19 protein-coding genes, 2 tRNA genes and 1 rRNA gene are annotated in these 20,751 nt (G+C 40.8%); all 22 read left to right on the top strand.

From position 1 onward, the window contains the following. The gene (locus tag ABVF21_RS21195) at nucleotides 1-384 is read left to right on the top strand and encodes an FtsB family cell division protein (RefSeq protein ID WP_303536062.1); all 384 of its coding nucleotides are present in this window, start codon (nucleotides 1-3) and stop codon (nucleotides 382-384) included. 74 nt (nucleotides 385-458) lie between these two features. Beyond that, nucleotides 459-944: a S1 domain-containing RNA-binding protein gene (locus tag ABVF21_RS21190; RefSeq protein ID WP_303536064.1), complete on the top strand. Its 486-nt coding sequence runs from the start codon at nucleotides 459-461 to the stop codon at nucleotides 942-944. Nucleotides 945-1,216: 272 nt separating this feature from the next. Further along, nucleotides 1,217-1,293, top strand: a tRNA-Met gene (locus tag ABVF21_RS21185). Between the two features lie 12 nt (nucleotides 1,294-1,305). Further along, nucleotides 1,306-1,380, top strand: a tRNA-Glu gene (locus ABVF21_RS21180). A gap of 490 nt (nucleotides 1,381-1,870) precedes the next feature. Beyond that, entirely contained in the window at nucleotides 1,871-4,330 is a 2,460-nt protein-coding gene (gene spoIIE, locus ABVF21_RS21175; RefSeq protein WP_303536066.1) for a stage II sporulation protein E, read from the top strand. A gap of 60 nt (nucleotides 4,331-4,390) precedes the next feature. Continuing rightward, nucleotides 4,391-5,122, top strand: a complete 732-nt coding sequence (locus ABVF21_RS21170) for a vWA domain-containing protein (RefSeq protein WP_226616863.1) — start codon at nucleotides 4,391-4,393, stop codon at nucleotides 5,120-5,122. Further along, nucleotides 5,091-6,068, top strand: coding sequence for a serine/threonine protein kinase (locus ABVF21_RS21165; protein WP_371018922.1), 978 nt, complete (start codon nucleotides 5,091-5,093; stop codon nucleotides 6,066-6,068). Before ABVF21_RS21170 ends, ABVF21_RS21165 begins: the two co-directional genes overlap by 32 nt. 102 nt (nucleotides 6,069-6,170) lie before the next feature. Then, the gene (gene tilS, locus ABVF21_RS21160) at nucleotides 6,171-7,556 is read left to right on the top strand and encodes a tRNA lysidine(34) synthetase TilS (protein ID WP_371018921.1); all 1,386 of its coding nucleotides are present in this window, start codon (nucleotides 6,171-6,173) and stop codon (nucleotides 7,554-7,556) included. A 21-nt stretch (nucleotides 7,557-7,577) separates the two neighbouring features. Beyond that, nucleotides 7,578-8,117 carry a hypoxanthine phosphoribosyltransferase gene (gene hpt / locus ABVF21_RS21155; protein WP_098445932.1) on the top strand — a complete coding sequence of 180 codons (540 nt, stop codon included), beginning with the start codon at nucleotides 7,578-7,580 and terminating at the stop codon, nucleotides 8,115-8,117. Nucleotides 8,118-8,187: 70 nt separating this feature from the next. Further along, nucleotides 8,188-10,122: an ATP-dependent zinc metalloprotease FtsH gene (gene ftsH, locus ABVF21_RS21150; protein WP_194222613.1), complete on the top strand. Its 1,935-nt coding sequence runs from the start codon at nucleotides 8,188-8,190 to the stop codon at nucleotides 10,120-10,122. 183 nt (nucleotides 10,123-10,305) lie between these two features. Continuing rightward, nucleotides 10,306-11,091 (top strand): type III pantothenate kinase, encoded by a 786-nt coding sequence (locus tag ABVF21_RS21145; protein ID WP_303536075.1) that lies wholly within the window; start codon nucleotides 10,306-10,308, stop codon nucleotides 11,089-11,091. A 270-nt stretch (nucleotides 11,092-11,361) separates the two neighbouring features. Then, nucleotides 11,362-12,243: an Hsp33 family molecular chaperone HslO gene (hslO, locus tag ABVF21_RS21140; protein ID WP_303536077.1), complete on the top strand. Its 882-nt coding sequence runs from the start codon at nucleotides 11,362-11,364 to the stop codon at nucleotides 12,241-12,243. An 87-nt stretch (nucleotides 12,244-12,330) separates the two neighbouring features. Then, complete coding sequence (gene cysK / locus ABVF21_RS21135; RefSeq protein WP_303536078.1) at nucleotides 12,331-13,257, top strand: cysteine synthase A; 927 nt, start codon at nucleotides 12,331-12,333, stop codon at nucleotides 13,255-13,257. Between the two features lie 315 nt (nucleotides 13,258-13,572). Further along, nucleotides 13,573-14,967 (top strand): aminodeoxychorismate synthase, component I, encoded by a 1,395-nt coding sequence (gene pabB, locus ABVF21_RS21130; RefSeq protein WP_371018930.1) that lies wholly within the window; start codon nucleotides 13,573-13,575, stop codon nucleotides 14,965-14,967. Between the two features lie 18 nt (nucleotides 14,968-14,985). Continuing rightward, on the top strand, nucleotides 14,986-15,570 hold the full coding sequence (gene pabA / locus ABVF21_RS21125; RefSeq protein ID WP_226616869.1) for an aminodeoxychorismate/anthranilate synthase component II: 585 nt from the start codon (nucleotides 14,986-14,988) through the stop codon (nucleotides 15,568-15,570). Next, entirely contained in the window at nucleotides 15,561-16,415 is an 855-nt protein-coding gene (gene pabC / locus ABVF21_RS21120; protein ID WP_303536081.1) for an aminodeoxychorismate lyase, read from the top strand. The genes pabA and pabC overlap by 10 nt, the downstream gene beginning before the upstream one ends. A gap of 69 nt (nucleotides 16,416-16,484) precedes the next feature. Next, the gene (gene folP / locus ABVF21_RS21115; RefSeq protein WP_303536088.1) at nucleotides 16,485-17,306 is read left to right on the top strand and encodes a dihydropteroate synthase; all 822 of its coding nucleotides are present in this window, start codon (nucleotides 16,485-16,487) and stop codon (nucleotides 17,304-17,306) included. A gap of 20 nt (nucleotides 17,307-17,326) precedes the next feature. Continuing rightward, a complete protein-coding gene (gene folB, locus ABVF21_RS21110) occupies nucleotides 17,327-17,692 on the top strand; it encodes a dihydroneopterin aldolase (RefSeq protein ID WP_194222620.1) in 366 nt (121 codons plus the stop codon). Next, nucleotides 17,685-18,209, top strand: coding sequence for a 2-amino-4-hydroxy-6-hydroxymethyldihydropteridine diphosphokinase (gene folK, locus ABVF21_RS21105; RefSeq protein WP_194222621.1), 525 nt, complete (start codon nucleotides 17,685-17,687; stop codon nucleotides 18,207-18,209). Before folB ends, folK begins: the two co-directional genes overlap by 8 nt. Continuing rightward, entirely contained in the window at nucleotides 18,161-18,373 is a 213-nt protein-coding gene (locus tag ABVF21_RS21100; RefSeq protein WP_283153205.1) for a helix-turn-helix domain-containing protein, read from the top strand. The genes folK and ABVF21_RS21100 overlap by 49 nt, the downstream gene beginning before the upstream one ends. Nucleotides 18,374-18,832: 459 nt before the next feature. Next, a complete protein-coding gene (gene lysS, locus ABVF21_RS21095; RefSeq protein WP_303536083.1) occupies nucleotides 18,833-20,326 on the top strand; it encodes a lysine--tRNA ligase in 1,494 nt (497 codons plus the stop codon). 316 nt (nucleotides 20,327-20,642) lie between these two features. Next, nucleotides 20,643-20,751, top strand: a 16S ribosomal RNA gene (locus ABVF21_RS21090); the annotation flags it as partial.

The raw sequence follows: 20,751 nt of genomic DNA, 5'->3' as shown, positions 1-20,751 counted from the left end.
TTGGTTACTGCGAATAAGCGTAAGCCTAAAGTTACAGAAGTGCATTCGGAATATCATCAAGAGAAACAGCTACAGGACAAAGTGAAAGAACGAAGAAAGAGAGGTCTTGTACGGCGTCTGACGGCCTTCGCGGTAGCTGCTTTAGCCATAGCTATTCTATTCATCTCCGTATTCACTTCACAGGCAGCAACGATCGAAGAAAAAAACTTACAGCAAAAGCAGGCTGAAGAAGAATTAACGAAACTGAAAGAACAGGAAAAATATTTAACGGAAGAAATTGAGAAACTTAATGACCTTGATTATATTGGTGAATTGGCAAGAAGAGACTACTTTATGTCAAAACCCGGAGAGACAATCTTTAAGCTTCCTTCTTCCTCAAATTGACACGTTGTTTTTTGAAGGGGTATAATTAGCGTACGACTGATCTTTTAAAGATTCTAAGGAGGAGCTTTTTTTACATGGCAATCGAAGTAGGCAGCAAGTTACAGGGAAAGGTAACAGGTATTACAAATTTTGGCGCGTTTGTTGAACTACCAGACGGCAAAACAGGTCTCGTTCACATTAGTGAAGTTGCAGACAATTATGTTAAGGACATTAATGATTTTCTTTCAGTTGGCGATCAGGTTGAGGTAAAAGTCATCCAGGTTGAAAACGACGGTAAAATTGGTTTATCGATTAAGAAAGCAAAAGATCGACCTGCTCCTGAGCGTCCTCAGGGCCGTCCACAAGGTCGCCCTCAAGGTGGCGGAGGCCGTCCACAAGGCGGTGGAAGATCTGGAGGCGGTGGTTTTAAAGGTAAGCCACGCGGTGGTGGCGGACGTCCACCGGTAGAGTCATTTGAGGATAAGATGAGTAAGTTCCTTAAAGACAGTGAAGACCGCCTTTCAACTTTGAAGAAACAAACAGAGTCAAAACGCGGTGGTCGCGGCGCTCGTCGCGGCTAGGGCTTGTTGTCTACTATTTATATTCTATAACAAACCAGGCATGCATTCGCATGCCTGGTTTGTTATATGTGAAGGTGTATTCCCTGTCATCTCAGTAAATGTTTTTGGTTAATTTTCTTAAGTAAGTTACAGTATAGGATTATACGAAATGAATCTTTTATAGTTTCTGAAGAAGATTATAAGATTTTTATGCAAATATATTAAAAAGAAGTTGACACAAACTTTCTCGCAATGTATTATATATCTTGTGCTTAAGAAAGCAACAGTCTTATGGCGGTGTAGCTCAGCTGGCTAGAGCGTACGGTTCATACCCGTGAGGTCGGGGGTTCGATCCCCTCCGCCGCTACCATTTTTATTAATTGGCCCGTTGGTCAAGTGGTTAAGACACCGCCCTTTCACGGCGGTATCACGGGTTCGAATCCCGTACGGGTCACCACTTATTAGTAATAACTATTCATTTGAATGTTAGTTATATACATAGTCTGCTAAAAAACACCCTGCATTTTATTAATGCAGGGTGTTTTTTTGTCTTGTCTTTCATGATTTTACTATGAGTTCTAGGATTCATAGTGAAAACAAACGTTATTACTACTCTTTTATCGGTTTTATGAGAGTTTCTTTTCTTTTTTATCTTTAACATTTCGACCTTTTATTTCTAGTTGCTTTTTTAGATAGAAAAGCATGAAAAAGCTTTATCTTTCTAATGAAAATTCACACTCTCCTATATTATAGATCGTTCCACTTGTTTACAGGTTTCTTGTTCTGTCTACAAGTGATTGACAAGCTTCACTGAAAGAAGTCGAGAAGTTTATATCATACCTGTTCTTTTTTTGACAAAAAGCGAATTTCTATTGTGTTTTAATGATTAACACAAACTGCTTCAAGCAGATCGGTGAAAAAAAGAATGAAAGAAAGCAGGTGGGGGAATGCAAAGCGAACTAGTGATGGAAAGGTCAAAATCGAAGATGGGCAAATGGATTCACGGAACAAAGAGTCGGATAGAAACGATTCTATTCCAGCGAGGTCTTCTGCTTTTTGTGATTGGGTTCCTACTTGGACGAGCTGTCATCCTTACTCAGGTTACTCCTTTCGCTATTCCTTTTTTTGGCGCAGTATTCTTCCTGAGACGAGAACGTGCACCTATGATTATCGTTGCTTTATTAGCTGGAGCGGTATCAACGGCTAATTTGCAGAATACAGCATTTATAATGTGTGGCATTCTTGTTTTTCTATTCATTAATCGTTTTGTGAAGTTATCTTCCCTTTCTCTTGTTAAGACGTTACCCATACTTGTGTTCTCAACGAGTATGTTGGGACGTCTGATCCTAAGTTTACTTACTGAACGTTCATTAGCTAACACTAATTGGATCCTAGCAGCAGTTGAAGGTGCTCTTGGAATGATACTAACCATTATTTTTATTCAGAGTATACCGGTATTATCTATTAAGAAAAGAACACAGGCTCTAAAAAATGAAGAGATCATTAGTTTTATCATTTTATTAGCAACGATGTTAACCGGAACAATAGGTTGGGTTGTATATGGTTTCTCAATTGAAAATATCCTTTCTCGGTATCTCGTATTAATTTTCGCATATGTAGGTGGAGCAGCGATTGGCTCAACAGTTGGCGTGGTTACTGGCTTGATACTGGCCCTCGCTAATGTAGCCAGTCTTTATCAGATGAGTATGCTTGCGTTTTCGGGATTATTAGGAGGGTTATTGAAAGACGGTAGAAAAGTTGGAGTTGGTATGGGTTTACTGATCGGTACGTTATTAATCGCTTTATATGGGAGTGGTCCTGAGTTTCTATATCCTAATCTGATGGAGTCTGTGATTGCCGTATTACTCTTTTTCTTCACACCATCTAAAGTTACTTCTCAGCTTTCTAAATATATACCAGGAACGGTGGAACATGCGAATGAGCAGCAACAATACTTAAGAAAAGTACGCGACGTTACAGCCAATCGCGTCGAGCAGTTTTCAAGCTTATTTCAGGCTCTGTCGAGTAGCTTTACAGATGCCGACCTTCAAGGTGATGAACAGTCAGAGCGCGAAGTTGATTATTTTTTAAGTCATGTTACAGAAAAGACTTGTCAAAATTGTTTTAAGAAAGAAACGTGCTGGGCGAAGAACTTCGATGCTACCTATGGGTATATGACAGGAATAATGGAGGAACTGGAACAAACGGCAGAATTGACTAATTATAGTCTGAAGAGAGACTTCGATAAGCACTGCATTAAGGCAAATAAGGTGATTGATCTTATTGGAAAGGAGATGAGTCACTATCACGCCAATCGAATGTTAAAAAAACAAGTTCGTGAAAGCCGGAAGATCGTTGCGGATCAATTGCGTGGAGTGTCGCATGTTATGGGGGATTTCGCAAAAGAAATACAAAAAGAACGTGATAATCTCCACCAACAAGAAGAGCAAATCATGGATGCCATTCAAAGTATGGGTCTGGAAGTAGGACAGGTGGAAATCTACAGCCTAGAAGAGGGGAACGTCGACATTGAAATGAAGATACCTGCCTGCGGAGGGAGAGGAGAAGGAGAAAAGGTCATCGCTCCAATGCTGTCAGATATTCTAAAGGAAAACATCGTCGTGAAAAAAGAAGTGTGTGCAGAACATGAGCACGACACATGTCACCTTTACTTTGGATCAGCTAAAGATTTCGTGATTGAAACAGGCGTAGCAAATGCAGCGAAAGGAGGAGCTTGGATATCTGGAGACAGTCATTCTACGATTGAGCTAGGTGCAGGCAAATATGCTATTGCGATAAGTGACGGAATGGGCAATGGAGAAAGAGCGCATCAGGAAAGCACGGAAACCATTCAACTCCTTCAAAAAATTCTTCATTCAGGAATTGATGAGACGGTGGCGATTAAATCGGTTAACTCTGTTCTATCTTTACGAAATACCGACGAAATATTCTCAACACTTGATTTAGCTATGATTGACTTACAGGATGCTTCAGCCAAGTTTCTTAAAATCGGATCAATTCCAAGCTTTATAAAAAGAGGCGATCGAGTCATGATGGTGGAATCTGGTAATCTACCGATGGGGATTATTCCAGAATTTGATGTAGAGGTCGTAAGTGAACAATTGAAAGCTGGGGATCTCTTGATTATGATGAGCGACGGTATTTATGAAGGGGTTAAAAATATAGAGAATCCGGAGTTCTGGATGAAGCGGAAAATTAGAGAGCTTTCAACAGATAAGCCACAAGAAATCGCAGACCTCATCATGGAAGAAGTAATTAGAACGGAGTATGGCAGAATTGATGATGACATGACGATTGTAGTGGCAAGAATAAAACGTAATGTGCCTAAATGGTCAACTATTCCAATCTATTCAGCTCCTTCATTCAGGAAGAAAAAAGCGCAGTAGGTAAGTATAAACTCTCCTCCTAAAGGCGATGCTTGTAACAGCAAAAAAGGAGGAGTCGAGATGAAGAAAGGAACGCTAAGACAGATTCTATTAATCACAGACGGATGTTCAAATCAGGGGGAAGATCCGGTTGCAATGGCGGCTCTTGCACGGGAGCATGGAATGACAGTGAATGTAATTGGCGTGCTAGACGAAAACGAGCGGACAGATCATGGTCTAAAAGAAATTGAGAATATTGCTTTATCTGGCGGGGGCATCCACCAGCTTGTTTATGCTAAGCAGCTATCGCATACGGTGCAAATGGTTACACGTAAAGCGATGACCCAGACGATTCAAGGATTCATTCATAAAGAATTGCAATCGATCTTGGGTAGCGAAAAAGAAATAGAAGATTTACCACCTGACAAACGGGGGCAGGTCGTGGAAGTGGTCGATGAACTGGGGGAAACGATGGATCTCGAAGTGTTAATTATGATCGATACAAGTGCGAGTATGCAGCATAAACTTCCTACGGTAGAAGATGCCCTTCTTGATCTTTCAATTAGCCTTCATTCAAGAATCGGTGAAAACGAATATTCTCTATATGCATTTCCCGGGAAACGAAAGCAAGTAGAACGTCTAATGGAATGGACGCCAATGTTGAAAGATATTCATACCATTTTTCCAAAGCTGACATCTGGCGGTATTACGCCAACAGGTCCGGCATTAAAAGAAGCGATCGAAGCTTATCAGAAAAAACGCTCAAAGAGAGGGCTGTTAGATGACGGGTACTTCGAAGAATCAGGCAGCTAATGTTCCTCGTGGAACAAGAATAAGAGGGAAATGGAATCAGCAAAGCTACCAAATTATGAGGAAATTAGGTAGCGGGGCACTTGGTACAGTATACTTAGCTGACTCTGCAAAGGGGCGAGTCGCATTAAAATTAGGTACTGATAGTATGTCCATCACGTCAGAAGTGAATGTTCTAAAACAGCTTTCGGTGGTCCAGGGAACAGTTCTTGGGCCGTTTTTCTATGAGGTGGATGACTGGGAGATAAACGGGAAGCGTTATTCTTTTTATGTGATGGAATATATTGATGGTGAACCTCTTTTTACTTTCATTGAACGTAGAGGAAAAGAATGGATTGGGATCTTGATGCTTCAATTGCTCCGTGATCTTTCAGCCCTTCATAAAGAAGGCTGGGTTTTTGGTGATCTGAAACCAGACAATCTTCTAGTAGAAGGATCGCCTCCAACTATGAGGTGGCTTGATGTGGGAGGGACGACTTCAATGGGAAGATCAGTGAAGGAGTTTACGGAGTTTTTCGATCGAGGATACTGGGGACTTGGCAACCGAGTAGCAGAGCCGTCGTATGATTTATTTTCTGTAGCTATGATCGTAATGAATGCCGCTTACCCTAAGCGGTTTGACCGTCCTAAGAAAGACTCAGAAACCTATTTGCTCAATAAAATAGAACAAAGTCATCTGCTTAGGGAGTATAAGCCAATTCTTCGAAAGGCCCTAGTAGGGAAGTATACACATGCTCAAGATATGCGACAGGAGCTTTTTTCCCTACTGCAAGGAGATAAGTCAAAGGTCCGTAAACGACCAGAAGCACCTTCTAACTCAAGGGTAGCCTCAAGGCAGAAGCCTCCAAAACGTGTGAAACAAAAGGGCTCAAAATGGATTGAAACCGTACTAATAGTTGCTTTTCTTCTATTCTTCTATACTTTATACTTAGTTGGTCATGTTTTTTAACAGAGCCTATATAAAAGAAAGGTTTGAAAAAGACGTGGTTGGGTTATTAGTACTAAAATGAATTGCTGTTTATCGAGACAGTGAGTGAGAGGAAGACAGAGTTTGTTGCAAGATGTCGAACGTTTTATCCATAAGCATGATTTAATCAAACATGGGGATACACTAGTTATTGGAGTTTCTGGAGGACCAGACTCTGTTGCGCTACTTCACTACTTAGTAAGTATTGCTCCCAGATTAAAATTATCAATTGTTGCCGCGCATGTGGACCATAGTTTACGGGGAAAGGAATCTGCTGAAGACTTAGCGTTTGTGGAGAGCTATTGTGAACAAGAAGGGATCATCTTTGAAGCTTCTACGGTAGATGTGAATGCCTACAAAAAGGAGCGAAACCTCTCTACACAAGTTGCAGCACGAGATTGCCGCTATGATTTTTTTCGAAAAGTAATGGAAAAACATCATGCTAGCGCCCTGGCCCTTGCTCACCACGGAGACGATCAGATTGAAACAATGCTTATGCGACAGGTTCACGGTAGCTCAAGTTCTGGACTTACTGGGATGCCGGTCCAACGTCCCTTCTCAACTGGAAAAATCATTCGTCCGTTTCTATGCGTTACAAAGGAGCATCTCGTGAACTATTGTAAGGAGCATTTACTTGGGTATAGGCTCGATCCATCTAATGAGAGCAATCAATATATGAGGAATCGGTTTCGGAATCATGTGCTACCTTTTCTTAAGGAAGAAAACCCCAATGTCCATATAAGATACCAATTATATAGCGAACGAGCTCAAAGTGACGAAGCATTTTTAATGGATTTAGCTAAGAGATATCTCGATGAAGTGATCATCGATCAAAATGACAAATTTGTGAAGATGGATAACAAGGCGTATGATTGCCTTCCTATTCCTTTACAAAGAAGAGTGATTCATCTAATATTAAATTATCTTTATACAGGCAATGCTCCTTTTTCTTCTATACATATTGAGGATTTGCGGTTAATGCTCGATTCTGAGCACCCTTCTGCTTCCCTTAATCTACCCCTGGAACTGAGGGCGGTAAAATCTTATACCACCTGTTATTTTTCTTTTGAAACCTTTTTGCAACCAGAACCGTATAAGTATCATCTCCCTTTATGGGGTGCTGTCGAAACGCCGCTTGGAACGATTACGGCCGTTCCAGTTAACGACGTTCCGCAACACCTGACAAGTGATGATCTTATTATTGAGGAGCAATTGCTTCCTGCGGTTGTACGCTCCAGGCGTCCTGGTGATCGAATTCAGCCAAAAGGCATGATAGGAACGAAAAAGGTAAAAGATATTTTTATCGACCGTAAAATAGACCGTTCAGAACGCGATGTATGGCCAATCGTTGAGGATGTGATGGGCCACACAATCTGGGTCGCTGGAGTAACTCGTTCTGAAAAGGCAACACTGTCTGCAAAAAAGAATCAGCTCGTGCACGTGCACTATGAGAAAAAAACACTTACATAGGTTGGGAGGGCAATACCACTGATGTTGAATGAAATTCAAGAAACACTAATTAGTGAAGAACAGATTCAAGAGAAATGCCGCGAGTTAGGGAAACGGCTTTCAGACGAATACGAGGATCGCTTTCCGCTTGTAATTGGCGTCCTTAAAGGTGCAATGCCTTTCATGGGTGACTTAACAAAGCGTATGACTTGTCATCTTGAGATGGACTTTATGGACGTATCAAGTTATGGCAATTCAACCGTTTCTTCAGGTGAAGTAAAGATAATTAAAGATCTTGATACTTCCGTAGAAGGACGAGACGTTCTTATTCTCGAAGATATTATAGATAGTGGGTTAACGCTTAGCTATTTGATCGACCTTCTAAAATACCGTAAAGCAAAGTCGATTAAGATTGTAACGCTTCTAGATAAGCCTACTGGAAGAAAAGTTGATTTAAAGCCGGATGTCGCAGGATTTATCGTACCTGATGAGTTTGTAGTCGGATACGGTCTTGACTTCGCTGAAAGGTATCGTAATCTTCCGTTTATCGGGATTCTTAAACCCGAGATTTATCAAGGTTAATTTGTTGTAGTCAGTTGTGCCAGTATGGTAAGATAATCTATGGTTTCCTGTTCGTGGGAGGAGGTAAGGAATGAATCGTATCTTCCGAAATACAATATTTTATTTGTTAATATTCCTCGTCGTAGTAGGTGTTGTCAGTTTCTTTAACGGAACAAATAATGACACGAATGTCCTCGATTACGGCGAATTTCAGTCCAAATTGAATAATGGTGAGATTCAAGAGTTAACGTTACAACCTGAGCGCGGGGTTTACACTGTCACTGGTCAATTAGCTGGTGGTGATGAAGACAGCGAAGATGCTAATACATTCGTAACGAATGTACCTGACTCAGAGAAAGCTGTAGAGAATATCTTAACTGCAGCTGACGAAGGAATTGTAGAATTAACGACAGAACCAGCCCCTGAACAAAGCGGGTGGGTAACATTTTTAACAAGTATCATTCCTTTCGTTATTATCTTCATTCTGTTCTTCTTCCTACTTAACCAGGCTCAAGGCGGCGGTGGCCGTGTCATGAACTTTGGTAAGAGTAAAGCGAAGTTATACAGCGAAGAGAAAAAGAAAGTTACATTTAAAGACGTAGCTGGTGCTGATGAAGAGAAGCAAGAGCTTGTCGAGGTCGTTGAATTTTTGAAGGATCCTCGTAAGTTTGCTGCAGTTGGGGCCCGTATTCCAAAGGGTGTTCTATTAGTAGGACCTCCGGGTACAGGTAAAACGTTGCTTGCACGAGCAGTTGCTGGTGAAGCAGGCGTTCCATTCTTCTCAATTTCTGGTTCTGATTTCGTAGAAATGTTCGTTGGTGTCGGTGCATCTCGTGTACGTGACCTATTCGAAAATGCGAAGAAGAACGCACCTTGTATTATCTTTATTGATGAGATCGATGCAGTTGGTCGTCAACGTGGAGCAGGTCTTGGTGGCGGTCACGATGAGCGTGAACAGACGCTTAACCAACTTCTCGTTGAAATGGATGGTTTTAGTGCAAACGAAGGTATCATTATCGTTGCAGCAACAAACCGTCCTGACATACTTGACCCGGCACTTCTTCGTCCAGGACGTTTTGACCGTCAAATTCCGGTAAACCGTCCCGATGTGAACGGTCGTGAAGCTGTCCTTCAAGTGCATGCACGTAACAAACCGTTAAGCGATGAAGTTGATTTGAAAACGATCGCTATGCGTACTCCAGGATTCTCTGGTGCAGACCTTGAGAACTTATTGAATGAAGCTGCGCTTGTAGCCGCTCGTCATAACAAGAAAAAGGTTGATATGAATGATATCGACGAAGCAACTGACCGAGTTATTGCTGGTCCTGCTAAGAAAAGCCGCGTGATCTCTGAAAAAGAGAAAAATATCGTTGCTTATCACGAAGCGGGTCATACAATTATCGGTACACAACTTGATAATGCAGATATTGTTCATAAGGTTACGATTGTTCCACGCGGACAAGCTGGTGGTTATGCCGTAACGCTTCCTAAAGAAGATCGCTACTTAATGACTAAGCCTGAATTGGTTGATAAAATCATTGGTTTACTTGGTGGACGCGTTGCAGAAGAAATTACATTCGGTGAAGCAAGTACCGGAGCAAGTAATGACTTTCAACGTGCGACAGCCATTGCACGTAGTATGGTTACGGAATATGGTATGAGTGAAAAGCTAGGTCCGATGCAGTTTGGATCAGGTTCAGGAGGAAACGTCTTCCTTGGACGTGATATTCAAAATGAACAGAACTATAGTGATTCATTCGCCAATGAAATTGATCTTGAAGTTCAAAAAATCATTAAATCAGCTTATGAACGCTGTCGTGAAATACTCCTTGAAAATCAGGATAAGTTAAACCTTGTCGCTGAAACGCTTAAGGATATTGAAACTCTCGATGCTGAACAAATTCGTTCTCTTGTTGAAGATGGAAAACTTCCTGAAGGTCACCATGCAACTGGTACCTCTGAAGATGTGAAAGTTAACATCTCTAAAAAGGAAGATAAGCCTGAAACAGATGAAGAACAAGAATAAATATGATTGAAAGCAGGATGTCTCAAGGACGTCCTGCTTTTTTATTTAAAATAAATGCTTGTTTTTTGTGAAATCCATATGGATAGTAATCGTTTTCAAAAAAGAACTTCGTTTTTAATTCCATTGTGTGGTATAACTATAGAGAGCATGATGAAAGTTAAATTTTTTTAATAAGGTGATAATATGATACTTGTGCTTGATGTAGGAAATACAAATATTGTTCTTGGTGTATATGAAGGCGAAGAGTTAACGCATCACTGGCGAATGGGGACAAGCAGAAAACAGACAGAAGATGAATACGCAATGGTTATTAAAGGACTCTTCTCTCATGAGGAGCTTTCTTTTGACGATGTGGAAGGCATCATTATTTCGTCTGTAGTGCCACCTATTATGTTCGCTCTTGAGCGTATGTGCCAGAAATATTTTCATCATAAACCGTTAGTGATTGGTCCAGGAATTAAGACGGGCCTCAATATAAAATATGATAATCCGAAAGAAGTAGGAGCGGATCGTATTGTGAATGCCGTGGCGGGGATTCATTTATATGGAGCACCGCTAATTATTGTGGATTTTGGAACAGCTACAACTTACTGCTACATTGATGAGCAAAAACAGTATGTTGGGGGCGCCATTGCACCAGGCATTAACATTTCGACAGAAGCTCTATACATGCATGCAGCAAAGCTTCCACGAATTGAAATTGCGAAGCCAAATCATATCGTTGGAAAGAATACGGTTAGCGCCATGCAAAGCGGCACGCTATATGGATACGTAGGACAAGTGGAAGGGATTGTTTCTAGGATGAAGAAACATTCTCCGAAGGAACCTACTGTAATAGCGACTGGTGGACTTGCCTCACTTATAGCAGAAGAATGCGATCTTATCGATGTGGTTGACCCGTTTCTAACATTAAAAGGATTACACTTAATTTATAATAAGAACAAAGAAGAATTAAACGCATACCGATAAAACGGGGTGCGTTTTTCATTTTGCGTTTTGGGGGAAAATAAAAATAGATACTCTTTATATCTCTTATTTTATTATTGAATGAGACGTTTTCCATAATGATATCTAAAGTTAGTACACAAAAGTATTTAAAAGGTAAGTCGCAGACCACAGATTTATTTAACGAAAGATATGGAAGCGAGAGCATGTCAGTTTCTCATAATGGAAGTTCTTGAAAAAATATTGTATCGTGTAATTGGGCATTGGCCCATTAGTGAAAGGAGCTACAAACAAATGAATGATTATTTGATAAAAGCACTTGCGTTCGATGGCAATGTAAGGGCTTATGCGATATCTAGTACTGAAATGGTTGCGGAAGCACAGCGACGTCACACTACTTGGCCAACTGCATCCGCTGCAATTGGTCGTGCTATGACTGCTTCGACAATGATAGCAACAGGACTAAAAGGTGAAGAGAAAATTACTGTGAAGATTGAGGGCGGTGGTCCTATCGGAGCCGTTGTAGTAGACGCTAATGCGAAAGGTGAAACGCGCGGGTATGTAAGCAATCCACATGTGCACTTTGATCTTAATGATAATGGGAAATTGGACGTTGCGCGTGCTGTTGGACAAGATGGTTTCTTATCCGTTGTAAAAGATATTGGTATGCGTGAAAAATTCACAGGGCAAGTTCCGATTGTCTCAGGTGAATTAGGAGAAGACTTTACGTACTATCTTGTGACTTCAGAACAAGTTCCTTCAGCAGTTGGAGTGGGCGTGCTTGTTAATCCAGATAATACGATTCTTGCAGCTGGTGGTTTTATGATTCAATTACTTCCTGGTGCAGGTGAAGAAACGATCCGTTTTATTGAAAAGCGTATTGAAGCGATTCCTCCAATCTCTAAATTGATTGAAGCAGGGAAAACACCTGAAGAAATTTTGAATGATCTTCTCGGAGAAGAAAACATTAAAATTATTGACAATATGCCTGTTCAATTTGAATGTAGTTGTTCCAAAGAGCGTTTTTCGAATGGCATTATGGGACTTGGCAAAGAAGAGATCAGAAGTATGATTGAAGAAGACGGTGAAGCGGAAACAACTTGTCACTTCTGCAATGCACATTATCACTTCTCGAAAGAAGAGCTTGAAGAATTACACGCTGAGAGTAAAGTTTAAAAAGGTTCAAATTGACACTTTTGACCTACGGTGATATTCTTTTAGAAAGAGAATTCCTATAAAAACACTCGGGTTTGAGGAGGCGTGATGATGAGGGTAGCAAATTCTATTACTGACTTAATCGGTCAAACACCTATTGTGAAACTAAATCGCATCACTAACGAGGAACATGCAGAGGTATATTTAAAGCTTGAATTCATGAACCCTGGAAGCAGCGTTAAAGATCGTATTGCACTTGCAATGATCGAAGCAGCTGAAGAAAAAGGTGAATTGAAACCTGGTGATACATTCGTAGAACCAACAAGTGGAAATACGGGTATTGGTCTTGCGATGGTTGCGGCTGCAAAAGGTTACCAGGCTGTTCTTGTTATGCCAGATACTATGAGCACGGAACGTCGTAACCTGCTGAAGGCGTATGGAGCAAAGCTTGTCCTTACTCCTGGTTCTGAAGGTATGGGCGGAGCGATTCGTAAATCAGAAGAACTAGCGAAGGAACATGGTTATTTCATGCCTCAGCAATTTAATAACAAAGCAAATCCGGAAGTGCACCGTCGTACGACTGGTCAAGAAATTGTAGATCAGATGGACCAGCTTGACGGATTTGTGGCAGGTATTGGAACTGGTGGTACGATTACTGGAGCAGGAGAAGTGTTAAAGAAGCATTTCCCTTCGATCAAGCTATACGCGGTTGAACCAACAGATTCACCTATTCTATCCGGAGGCAAGCCTGGCCCACATAAAATTCAGGGGATCGGTGCAGGATTTGTACCGGCAGTTTTGAATACGGATGTATATGATGAAGTCGTTCAGGTTCAAAATGATCAGGCTTTTGAGTGGGCTAGAAAAGCTGCACGAGAAGAAGGTATTCTTGGAGGCATTTCTTCAGGCGCGGCGATTTATGCAGCGCTGGAAGTAGCAAAGAAACTGGGTAAAGGAAAGAAAGTGCTTGCTGTAATTCCAAGTAATGGGGAACGTTACCTCAGCACACCTCTTTTTCAATTTGATGAAGATTAAGCAACTCTAAAAACAGTCCTTAACGGGCTGTTTTTCTTTTTAGTTTTTTGAAGTATTGATTCTTTACTATCCTAAATAATAGTTAATTAAACAAGACAGTCTATCAAGTTTTTTATTAGAGACAACAAAAAGCTAAACGAAAAGAAAAAAGGTAAGTTTTTCTAAAAGGTTGTTCAGAAGAGTTTGGGGAATATAAAAAGGATGAAGCAACGAAAGACTTCATGTAGAATAGAGGCATAAACAGGGCGTACGCTTAGCTTGTGATAGGGTGTGAAAAATTTGCCGGAACAACTAGAGAAAACAACACGGGTTTCAATTTTTGAAACTCTCGAATTAAGTGCGGATGAGTGGTTTTCAGGGTATAAATCTTTTATTGAAGGCCGCGATGAACATATTTTATTGGATAGTACACGTGGTGGTCGATATAGCATGTTTGGTATTAAGCCTATTGCGAGCCTGTATGGACACGGCACTTTTCTTACGATTGATGAAGTAGGAAAAGAACCGAAAACGTTAGAGGGTAATTTACTTGAGTTGATGCAACACTGGATGGAACGGAATGTGTCGATCATGGATGAACGCTTACCTGACTTTCAGGGTGGGGCAATGGGGTTTCTGAGCTATGATATTGCGCGTCAAATTGAAAAACTTCCTGATATAGCATCAGATGACCTGGAGCTTCCTGAACTTTTCTTTGTTGTGTATGAAGATGTTGGCGTATATGATCACACTACGCAAACACTATGGTTTATTGCACAAGTTGAAGAGGGAAATAAAGAAGAAGGTAAGCGGCGTCTCGAAGCGTATAAGGAGAAGTGGGTACAACAAAGTGAAGCAAGTTCTTCTGTGGCTGATTCTTATTCAAAAGCAGCTACACAGACCTTTTCAATGAGTCAAGAGTCATTCTCGATGGCCGTTCGAAAAGTACAGGAGTATATTTCAGCTGGAGACGTTTTTCAGGTCAATCTTTCCTTAAGAGAGTCAAGAAGTATCCACACAGCCCCTATTTCTATTTACGAGACGCTTAGAACGATTAATCCATCTCCGTATATGTCCTTTATTCATACTCACTCATTTGATCTTGTGAGTGCTTCACCAGAATTACTTATTAAGAAAAAGGGACAAGAATTAAGTACAAGACCAATTGCGGGGACGAGATCACGGGGAAAGAATGACGATGAGGATGAAGAACTTGCACGGACCCTTATTGAGAATGAGAAAGAACGCGCCGAGCATGTGATGCTTGTCGATCTTGAGCGAAATGATCTGGGGCGCGTTTGTACCTATGGAACGGTAGAAGTAGATGAGTTTATGGTGATCGAAAAATATTCTCATGTGCAGCACATTGTTTCAAACGTTCGTGGTATTTCATCGCCTGAAGCGACAGCATTTGATGCTATTAAAGCCACTTTTCCAGGGGGGACAATTACGGGAGCTCCTAAGGTACGAACAATGGAAATTATTGAAGAACTTGAGCCTGTTCGCCGAGGGGTTTACACTGGATCTATCGGATGGATTGGGTTCAATGATGATATGGAATTAAATATTGCTATTCGAACTATGGTCATTAAAGATAATATTGCTCACGTACAAGCCGGTGCTGGAATTGTAATTGACTCTAATCCCGAAGCGGAGTACAAAGAGTCACTAAAGAAAGCAAGAGCATTATGGAAAGCAAAAGAGTTAAGTGAAGAGATTAGCAGAGATTAGCTTAGAGGAGGAAACAAAATGATTTTAATGATTGATAACTACGATTCATTTACGTATAACCTTGTGCAATACCTTGGAGAAATGGGAGAAGAGCTAGTTGTAAAAAGAAATGATGAGATAACTATTCAAGAAATTGAACAGCTTCGTCCGTCATTTATTATGGTTTCTCCAGGACCGTGTAGTCCTGATGAAGCGGGAATTAGTATGTCTGTTATTCAGCACTTTGCCGGTAGCATACCGATATTCGGTGTGTGCCTTGGTCACCAGTCAATTGCGCAGGTATTTGGTGGAGATGTTATTAAAGCCGATAGACTAATGCATGGGAAAACATCCCCGATGCATCATGACGGGCGATCAATCTTTAAGGGGCTCGAGAATCCGTTTACTGCAACGAGATATCATTCATTAATTGTCAAAAAAGAGACATTACCGGAATGCTTTGAGATCAGCGCCTGGACACAGGAAGGCGAAATCATGGCAATTCGACATAAAGAGCTTGCGATTGAAGGGGTTCAGTTCCACCCTGAATCGATTATGACTGGTATAGGGAAAGCTTTGCTTAAGAACTTTATAGATGAGCATCGAAAAGAGCCATGTTTATAAACGTTAACGGAGAACTTGTCGATGAAAAATCAGCTGTTATACCGGCTTATGATCACGGTTATCTCTATGGAGTAGGAGTTTTTGAGACGTTTCGAACGTACAATGGACATCCCTTTTTATTTGAAGATCACTATAATCGCCTTTGTGATTCCTTAAATGAACTTCAAATTGCACTACCCTTTACAAAAGAAGGGCTTCTCTTTGAGATAAGGCGAACGATTGAAGTGAATGGCATTACAGACGCATATGTTCGCTTAAATGTTTCTGCTGGAGAAGGAGAGATTGGTCTGAGGACGGAACCTTACAATAGTCCAACGGTAATTATTTATGTGAAAGAAATAGGCGACCCAGTACAAAAAGAAAAGCATGGTGTGATTCTTTCGCTTAGGCGAAATACGCCTGAAGGCCCTGTAAGACTTAAATCACACCACTATTTAAATAATATTCTTGCGAAAAGAGAAGTTGGAAATGATCCTTCAGTGGAAGGGATTTTTCTCTCACAAAGAGGAAAGCTTGCTGAAGGAATTGTTTCAAATTTATTCTGGTTTAAAAACGGCATTCTTTACACCCCGGACCTTACTACAGGAATCTTAAATGGGATTACTAGACAATATGTAATAGATGTTGCAAGAAAAAAGGGGATTTTAGTTAGGGAAGGTAACTTCGAGAAAAAGGAAATTCTTGAAGCGGATGAAGTGTTCGTTACAAATTCTATCCAAGAGATTGTGCCATTATCTAAGATTGAGCACAAATCTTTACCGGGACTTGAGGGTCATGCGACAAATGAGCTCATCCTTCAATATGAACAACACCGCACTTCGTTAATGAGTCGAAATGAATGCTAACCGAGAACGTATGTACGAAAAGGAGTGAGCCGTTTGGCGACGGTAATAGATAATCATAAAAAACACCCAATGATGATGAAATGGCAGGATGGATTCATTGACTGGAATGAAAAAACCTGGATTATGGGTATTCTGAATGCAACCCCTGATTCGTTTTCTGATGGTGGAGAATATAACACTACAGCACAAGCGGTAGCTCATGCTCTCCAACTTGTTGAAGATGGAGCGGACCTAATTGATATTGGCGGTGAATCTACCCGCCCAGGGGCTACAATAGTTCCGGTGGATGAGGAGTTGAACCGTGTAATTCCAGTTATCAAAGCTGTGCGTCATACTGTTGACGTCCCTATTTCTATTGATACTTATAAAGCGGAAGTGGCTAATCAAGCAATATTAGCAGGAGCGGATATTATTAACGATGTATGGGGAGCTAAGGCGGACCCTGATATGGCCAGGGTGGCAGCGGAACATAATGTACCAATTATTCTTATGCATAATCGGTATGACACGAATTATGCGGATATCATGCTTGATATCAAGTCTGACATTGAAGAAAGTATTGAGATAGCTCGTTCTGCAGGTGTACGGACTGAAAATATCATTCTCGATCCTGGAATTGGATTTGCAAAAACTCATGAGCAAAATCTTGAAGTTATGAGGAGACTCGATGAATTTTCTTCTCTTGGATATCCTGTTTTGCTTGGTACATCAAGAAAATCGATTGTTGCTAGAACATTGAATACGCCGCCGAATGATCGAGTAGAAGGTACTGGAGCGACAGTTTGTCTCGGGATTGAAAGAGGCGCTCAAATTATCAGAGTTCATGATGTGAAACCAATGGTACGTATGGCTCGTATGATGGATGCTATGCTTAAACCACAGCTTAATTAAACAACAGGAGAGTGAATGATATGGATAAGATCTATCTAAACGGAATGAAATTTTACGGTTATCACGGCGTTTTTCCTGAAGAAAATAAGCTTGGTCAACGTTTCTATGTTGATTTGGCCCTCGAAACAGATCTATCCAAGGCTAGTAACTCTGATGATTTAAATTACACTGTGAATTATGCAGACGCGTATAATTCAATCAAATCAATTGTTGAAGGCACACCAAGAAAGCTAGTTGAAACTGTTGCTGAGGAAATAACAAAAAAGATGTTTCAAGAATTTGAGATTGTCGATGCTTGTACGGTGAAAGTGACTAAACCGGATCCTCCAATCGATGGTCAATATGATTCTGTTGCAATCGAGATGAAGAGGGAACGTAATGAATAGTGTATATGTTGGTATTGGATCCAATGTAGGGGATCGAGAAAACTATATCAAAACATCTTTATTAAGACTTCAAGAGTACCCAGGTGTAGAGATCACATCTACATCCTCATTATATGAAACCGCTCCTGTAGGTGTAACAGAGCAGGGTGCTTTTCTTAACATGGTGGCTTTGCTAGAAACAGAATTGAATGCATTTCAGCTGCTCGAAATTCTCCAAGGGATTGAGCAGTCTCTAGGTAGAGAGCGCGACATTCGATGGGGTCCAAGAACAATAGACCTTGACATTTTGCTCTATAATCATGAGAATATTGTAGCAGAAGGTCTGGTCATTCCTCATCCTCGTCTCATTCAAAGAGGATTTGTGGTTATACCTCTTCACGAATTGAGTCCTGATATTATTATTCCAACTACCAATAAGAGAATTGATTCCTATTTTAATCATATAGAAGATAAAGAAGGTGTACGTCTATGGAAGCGGAGATCTACGGAAGACGTATTCGCGCTTTTCGAAAGTTGAAAGGTTATACTCAGGAACAGCTTGCGAAGGAACTCGGCGTTTCGGTATCTGTACTAGGAGAGATCGAGCGAGGGAACCGAAGACCTACAAATGATTTTATGCAGCTAGTAGCTAAGCAGCTCAGAGTTCCGCTTGAGGAACTTTTTCCTTTAGAACACAACTAAAAAGTGAAGTGAAGCGTGTTAACGACTGGTGATGTTGCTTTATCGCACGGTTCAATACCTTGAAACCGAAAAGATTCTGGGTATCCTATGGTTAAAGAGAAGATTGATGTAGCAATGCTTCATCTTGATCGTCTTATAGAGCTTAAAGGAGAAAAAGTTTCCGTTCACTAAATAGGTAAACATGTTGAATAATACTCAATAGAACTTCACGGTAACGGTAAGATTCTTTACCAAATCAATGTAACGACTACGAGAGATGGTCTTGCTGAATTACTATGCGGGTTTATTGCAGAGCTTGAATTTAGACAGGCAGTTTGACCTTCTAACTAGCTCTTCATCTTTGCCATGATACACCCGGGGCGTTTGTCATAAGTTTTATATAAGTGAATGCTTGCTATTCATGATGCTTTCCGATAAAGTTATAGCGGGATAAACATAGATTTGACAGGAGTGATAGAGATGAGTCAGGAGCTTGAACTGAATGACCTTCTTAAAGTAAGAAGAGAAAAGCTTGACGTTCTGAAAGAGAATAATATTGATCCATTCGGACATCGGTTTGATCGTACTCATTCAGCTAGCGAAATGTTAGAAGAGTTCGATTCTTTTTCAAAGGAAGAATTAGCTGAACAAAGCAAGGCAGTTTCCTTAGCTGGAAGAATTATGACTAAACGTGGAAAAGGAAAAGCTGGATTCGCGCATATTCAAGATTTAACTGGTCAAATTCAGCTTTATGTTCGTAAAGACACTGTTGGAGATGAGCAGTATGATCTTTTTGATTCAATGGATATTGGAGATATCATTGGTGTAAGTGGTGAAGCATTCAAAACAAAAGTCGGAGAACTCTCTGTTAAAGCGAGTGACCTTCATTTGCTTTCAAAATCACTACGTCCATTGCCAGACAAATTCCATGGTTTGAAAGATGTAGAACAACGCTACCGTCAGCGTTATCTTGATTTAATAATGAGTCCTGACTCTAAAGAAACGTTCATCGCAAGAAGTCGCATCATCCAATCGATGAGACGTTATCTTGATGACCAGGGTTTCCTAGAAGTTGAAACACCAATGATGCACTCTATTCCTGGCGGCGCATCAGCACGTCCTTTCGTTACACACCACAACGCTCTTGATATGGAGCTTTATATGCGTATTGCCATTGAACTACATCTAAAGCGATTGATTGTAGGTGGCATGGAGCGTGTATATGAAATCGGAAGAGTTTTCCGAAATGAAGGTGTTTCTACACGACACAATCCTGAATTCACAATGCTTGAGTTATACGAAGCCTATGCGGATTATAAAGATGTCATGTCCTTAACAGAGCAAATGGTTGCTCACATCGCTAAAGAGGTAACAGGCTCTACAATGATTCAGTACGGTGATTATGAGATTAACCTCGAACCAGAGTGGAAAAGAGTGCATATGGTCGATGCTGTTAAAGAAGCAACAGGTGTCGACTTCTGGAAAGAGATGACGGATGAAGAAGCGCGCAGTATCGCTAAGGAACATGGCGTCGAAATCAAAGAGACAATGGAATTCGGACATGTCGTAAATGAATTCTTTGAACAGAAAGTTGAAGAAACGCTCATTCAACCTACTTTTGTATATGGACATCCGGTGGCTATTTCGCCTCTAGCTAAGAAAAATCCTGAAGATGGCCGTTTCACAGATCGTTTTGAGTTGTTTATCGTAGCTCGTGAACACGCCAACGCATTTACTGAGCTTAATGATCCAATTGATCAAAGAGAACGGTTTGAAGCGCAGCTTGTGGAGAGAGAGCAAGGTAATGACGAGGCCCACATGATGGACCATGACTTTATCGAAGCTCTTGAGTACGGTTTACCACCAACCGGTGGTTTAGGTATTGGAATTGATCGTCTTGTAATGCTTCTAACAAATTCTCCTTCTATTAGAGATGTTCTTCTATTCCCTCAAATGAGAAATACGGAACGATAGAAGTTAAAAGCCTTTAGAATGAAGTTCGTTTATCGAACTTCATTCTTTTTAGTTTTTCTAAAAAGAATTCAAAAAAGGGGTTGCGTATCTAAAGTAACCCTGATATAGTTATATAGGTCGCCGCAACAACGCGGTTGACGCCGAAAAGAATTTCAATAAAGTTGTTGACATCGACTTAGTTAACATGGTATATTAATAAAGTCGCTGAAAACGACATCGAAAGAAATAAATTGATCTTTGAAAACTGAACGAAACGCCATGTAAGTAGTTGTTTCTACGGAAACAAAACATTGTTTTAAAAGCTAGATTAAGCTTTCTATCGGAGAGTTTGATCCTGGCTCAGGACGAACGCTGGCGGCGTGCCTAATACATGCAAGTCGAGCGAAGAGATGGGAGCTTGCTCCCTGATCTTAGCGGCGGACGGG

The sequence above is a fragment of the Pseudalkalibacillus sp. JSM 102089 genome (assembly GCF_041366475.1).
In the GTDB taxonomy this organism is placed as follows: domain Bacteria; phylum Bacillota; class Bacilli; order Bacillales; family Guptibacillaceae; genus Guptibacillus; species Guptibacillus hwajinpoensis_B.
The sequence above is the reverse complement of the archived record's forward strand: the minus strand, read 5'-3'. Positions and strand labels throughout refer to the sequence as shown.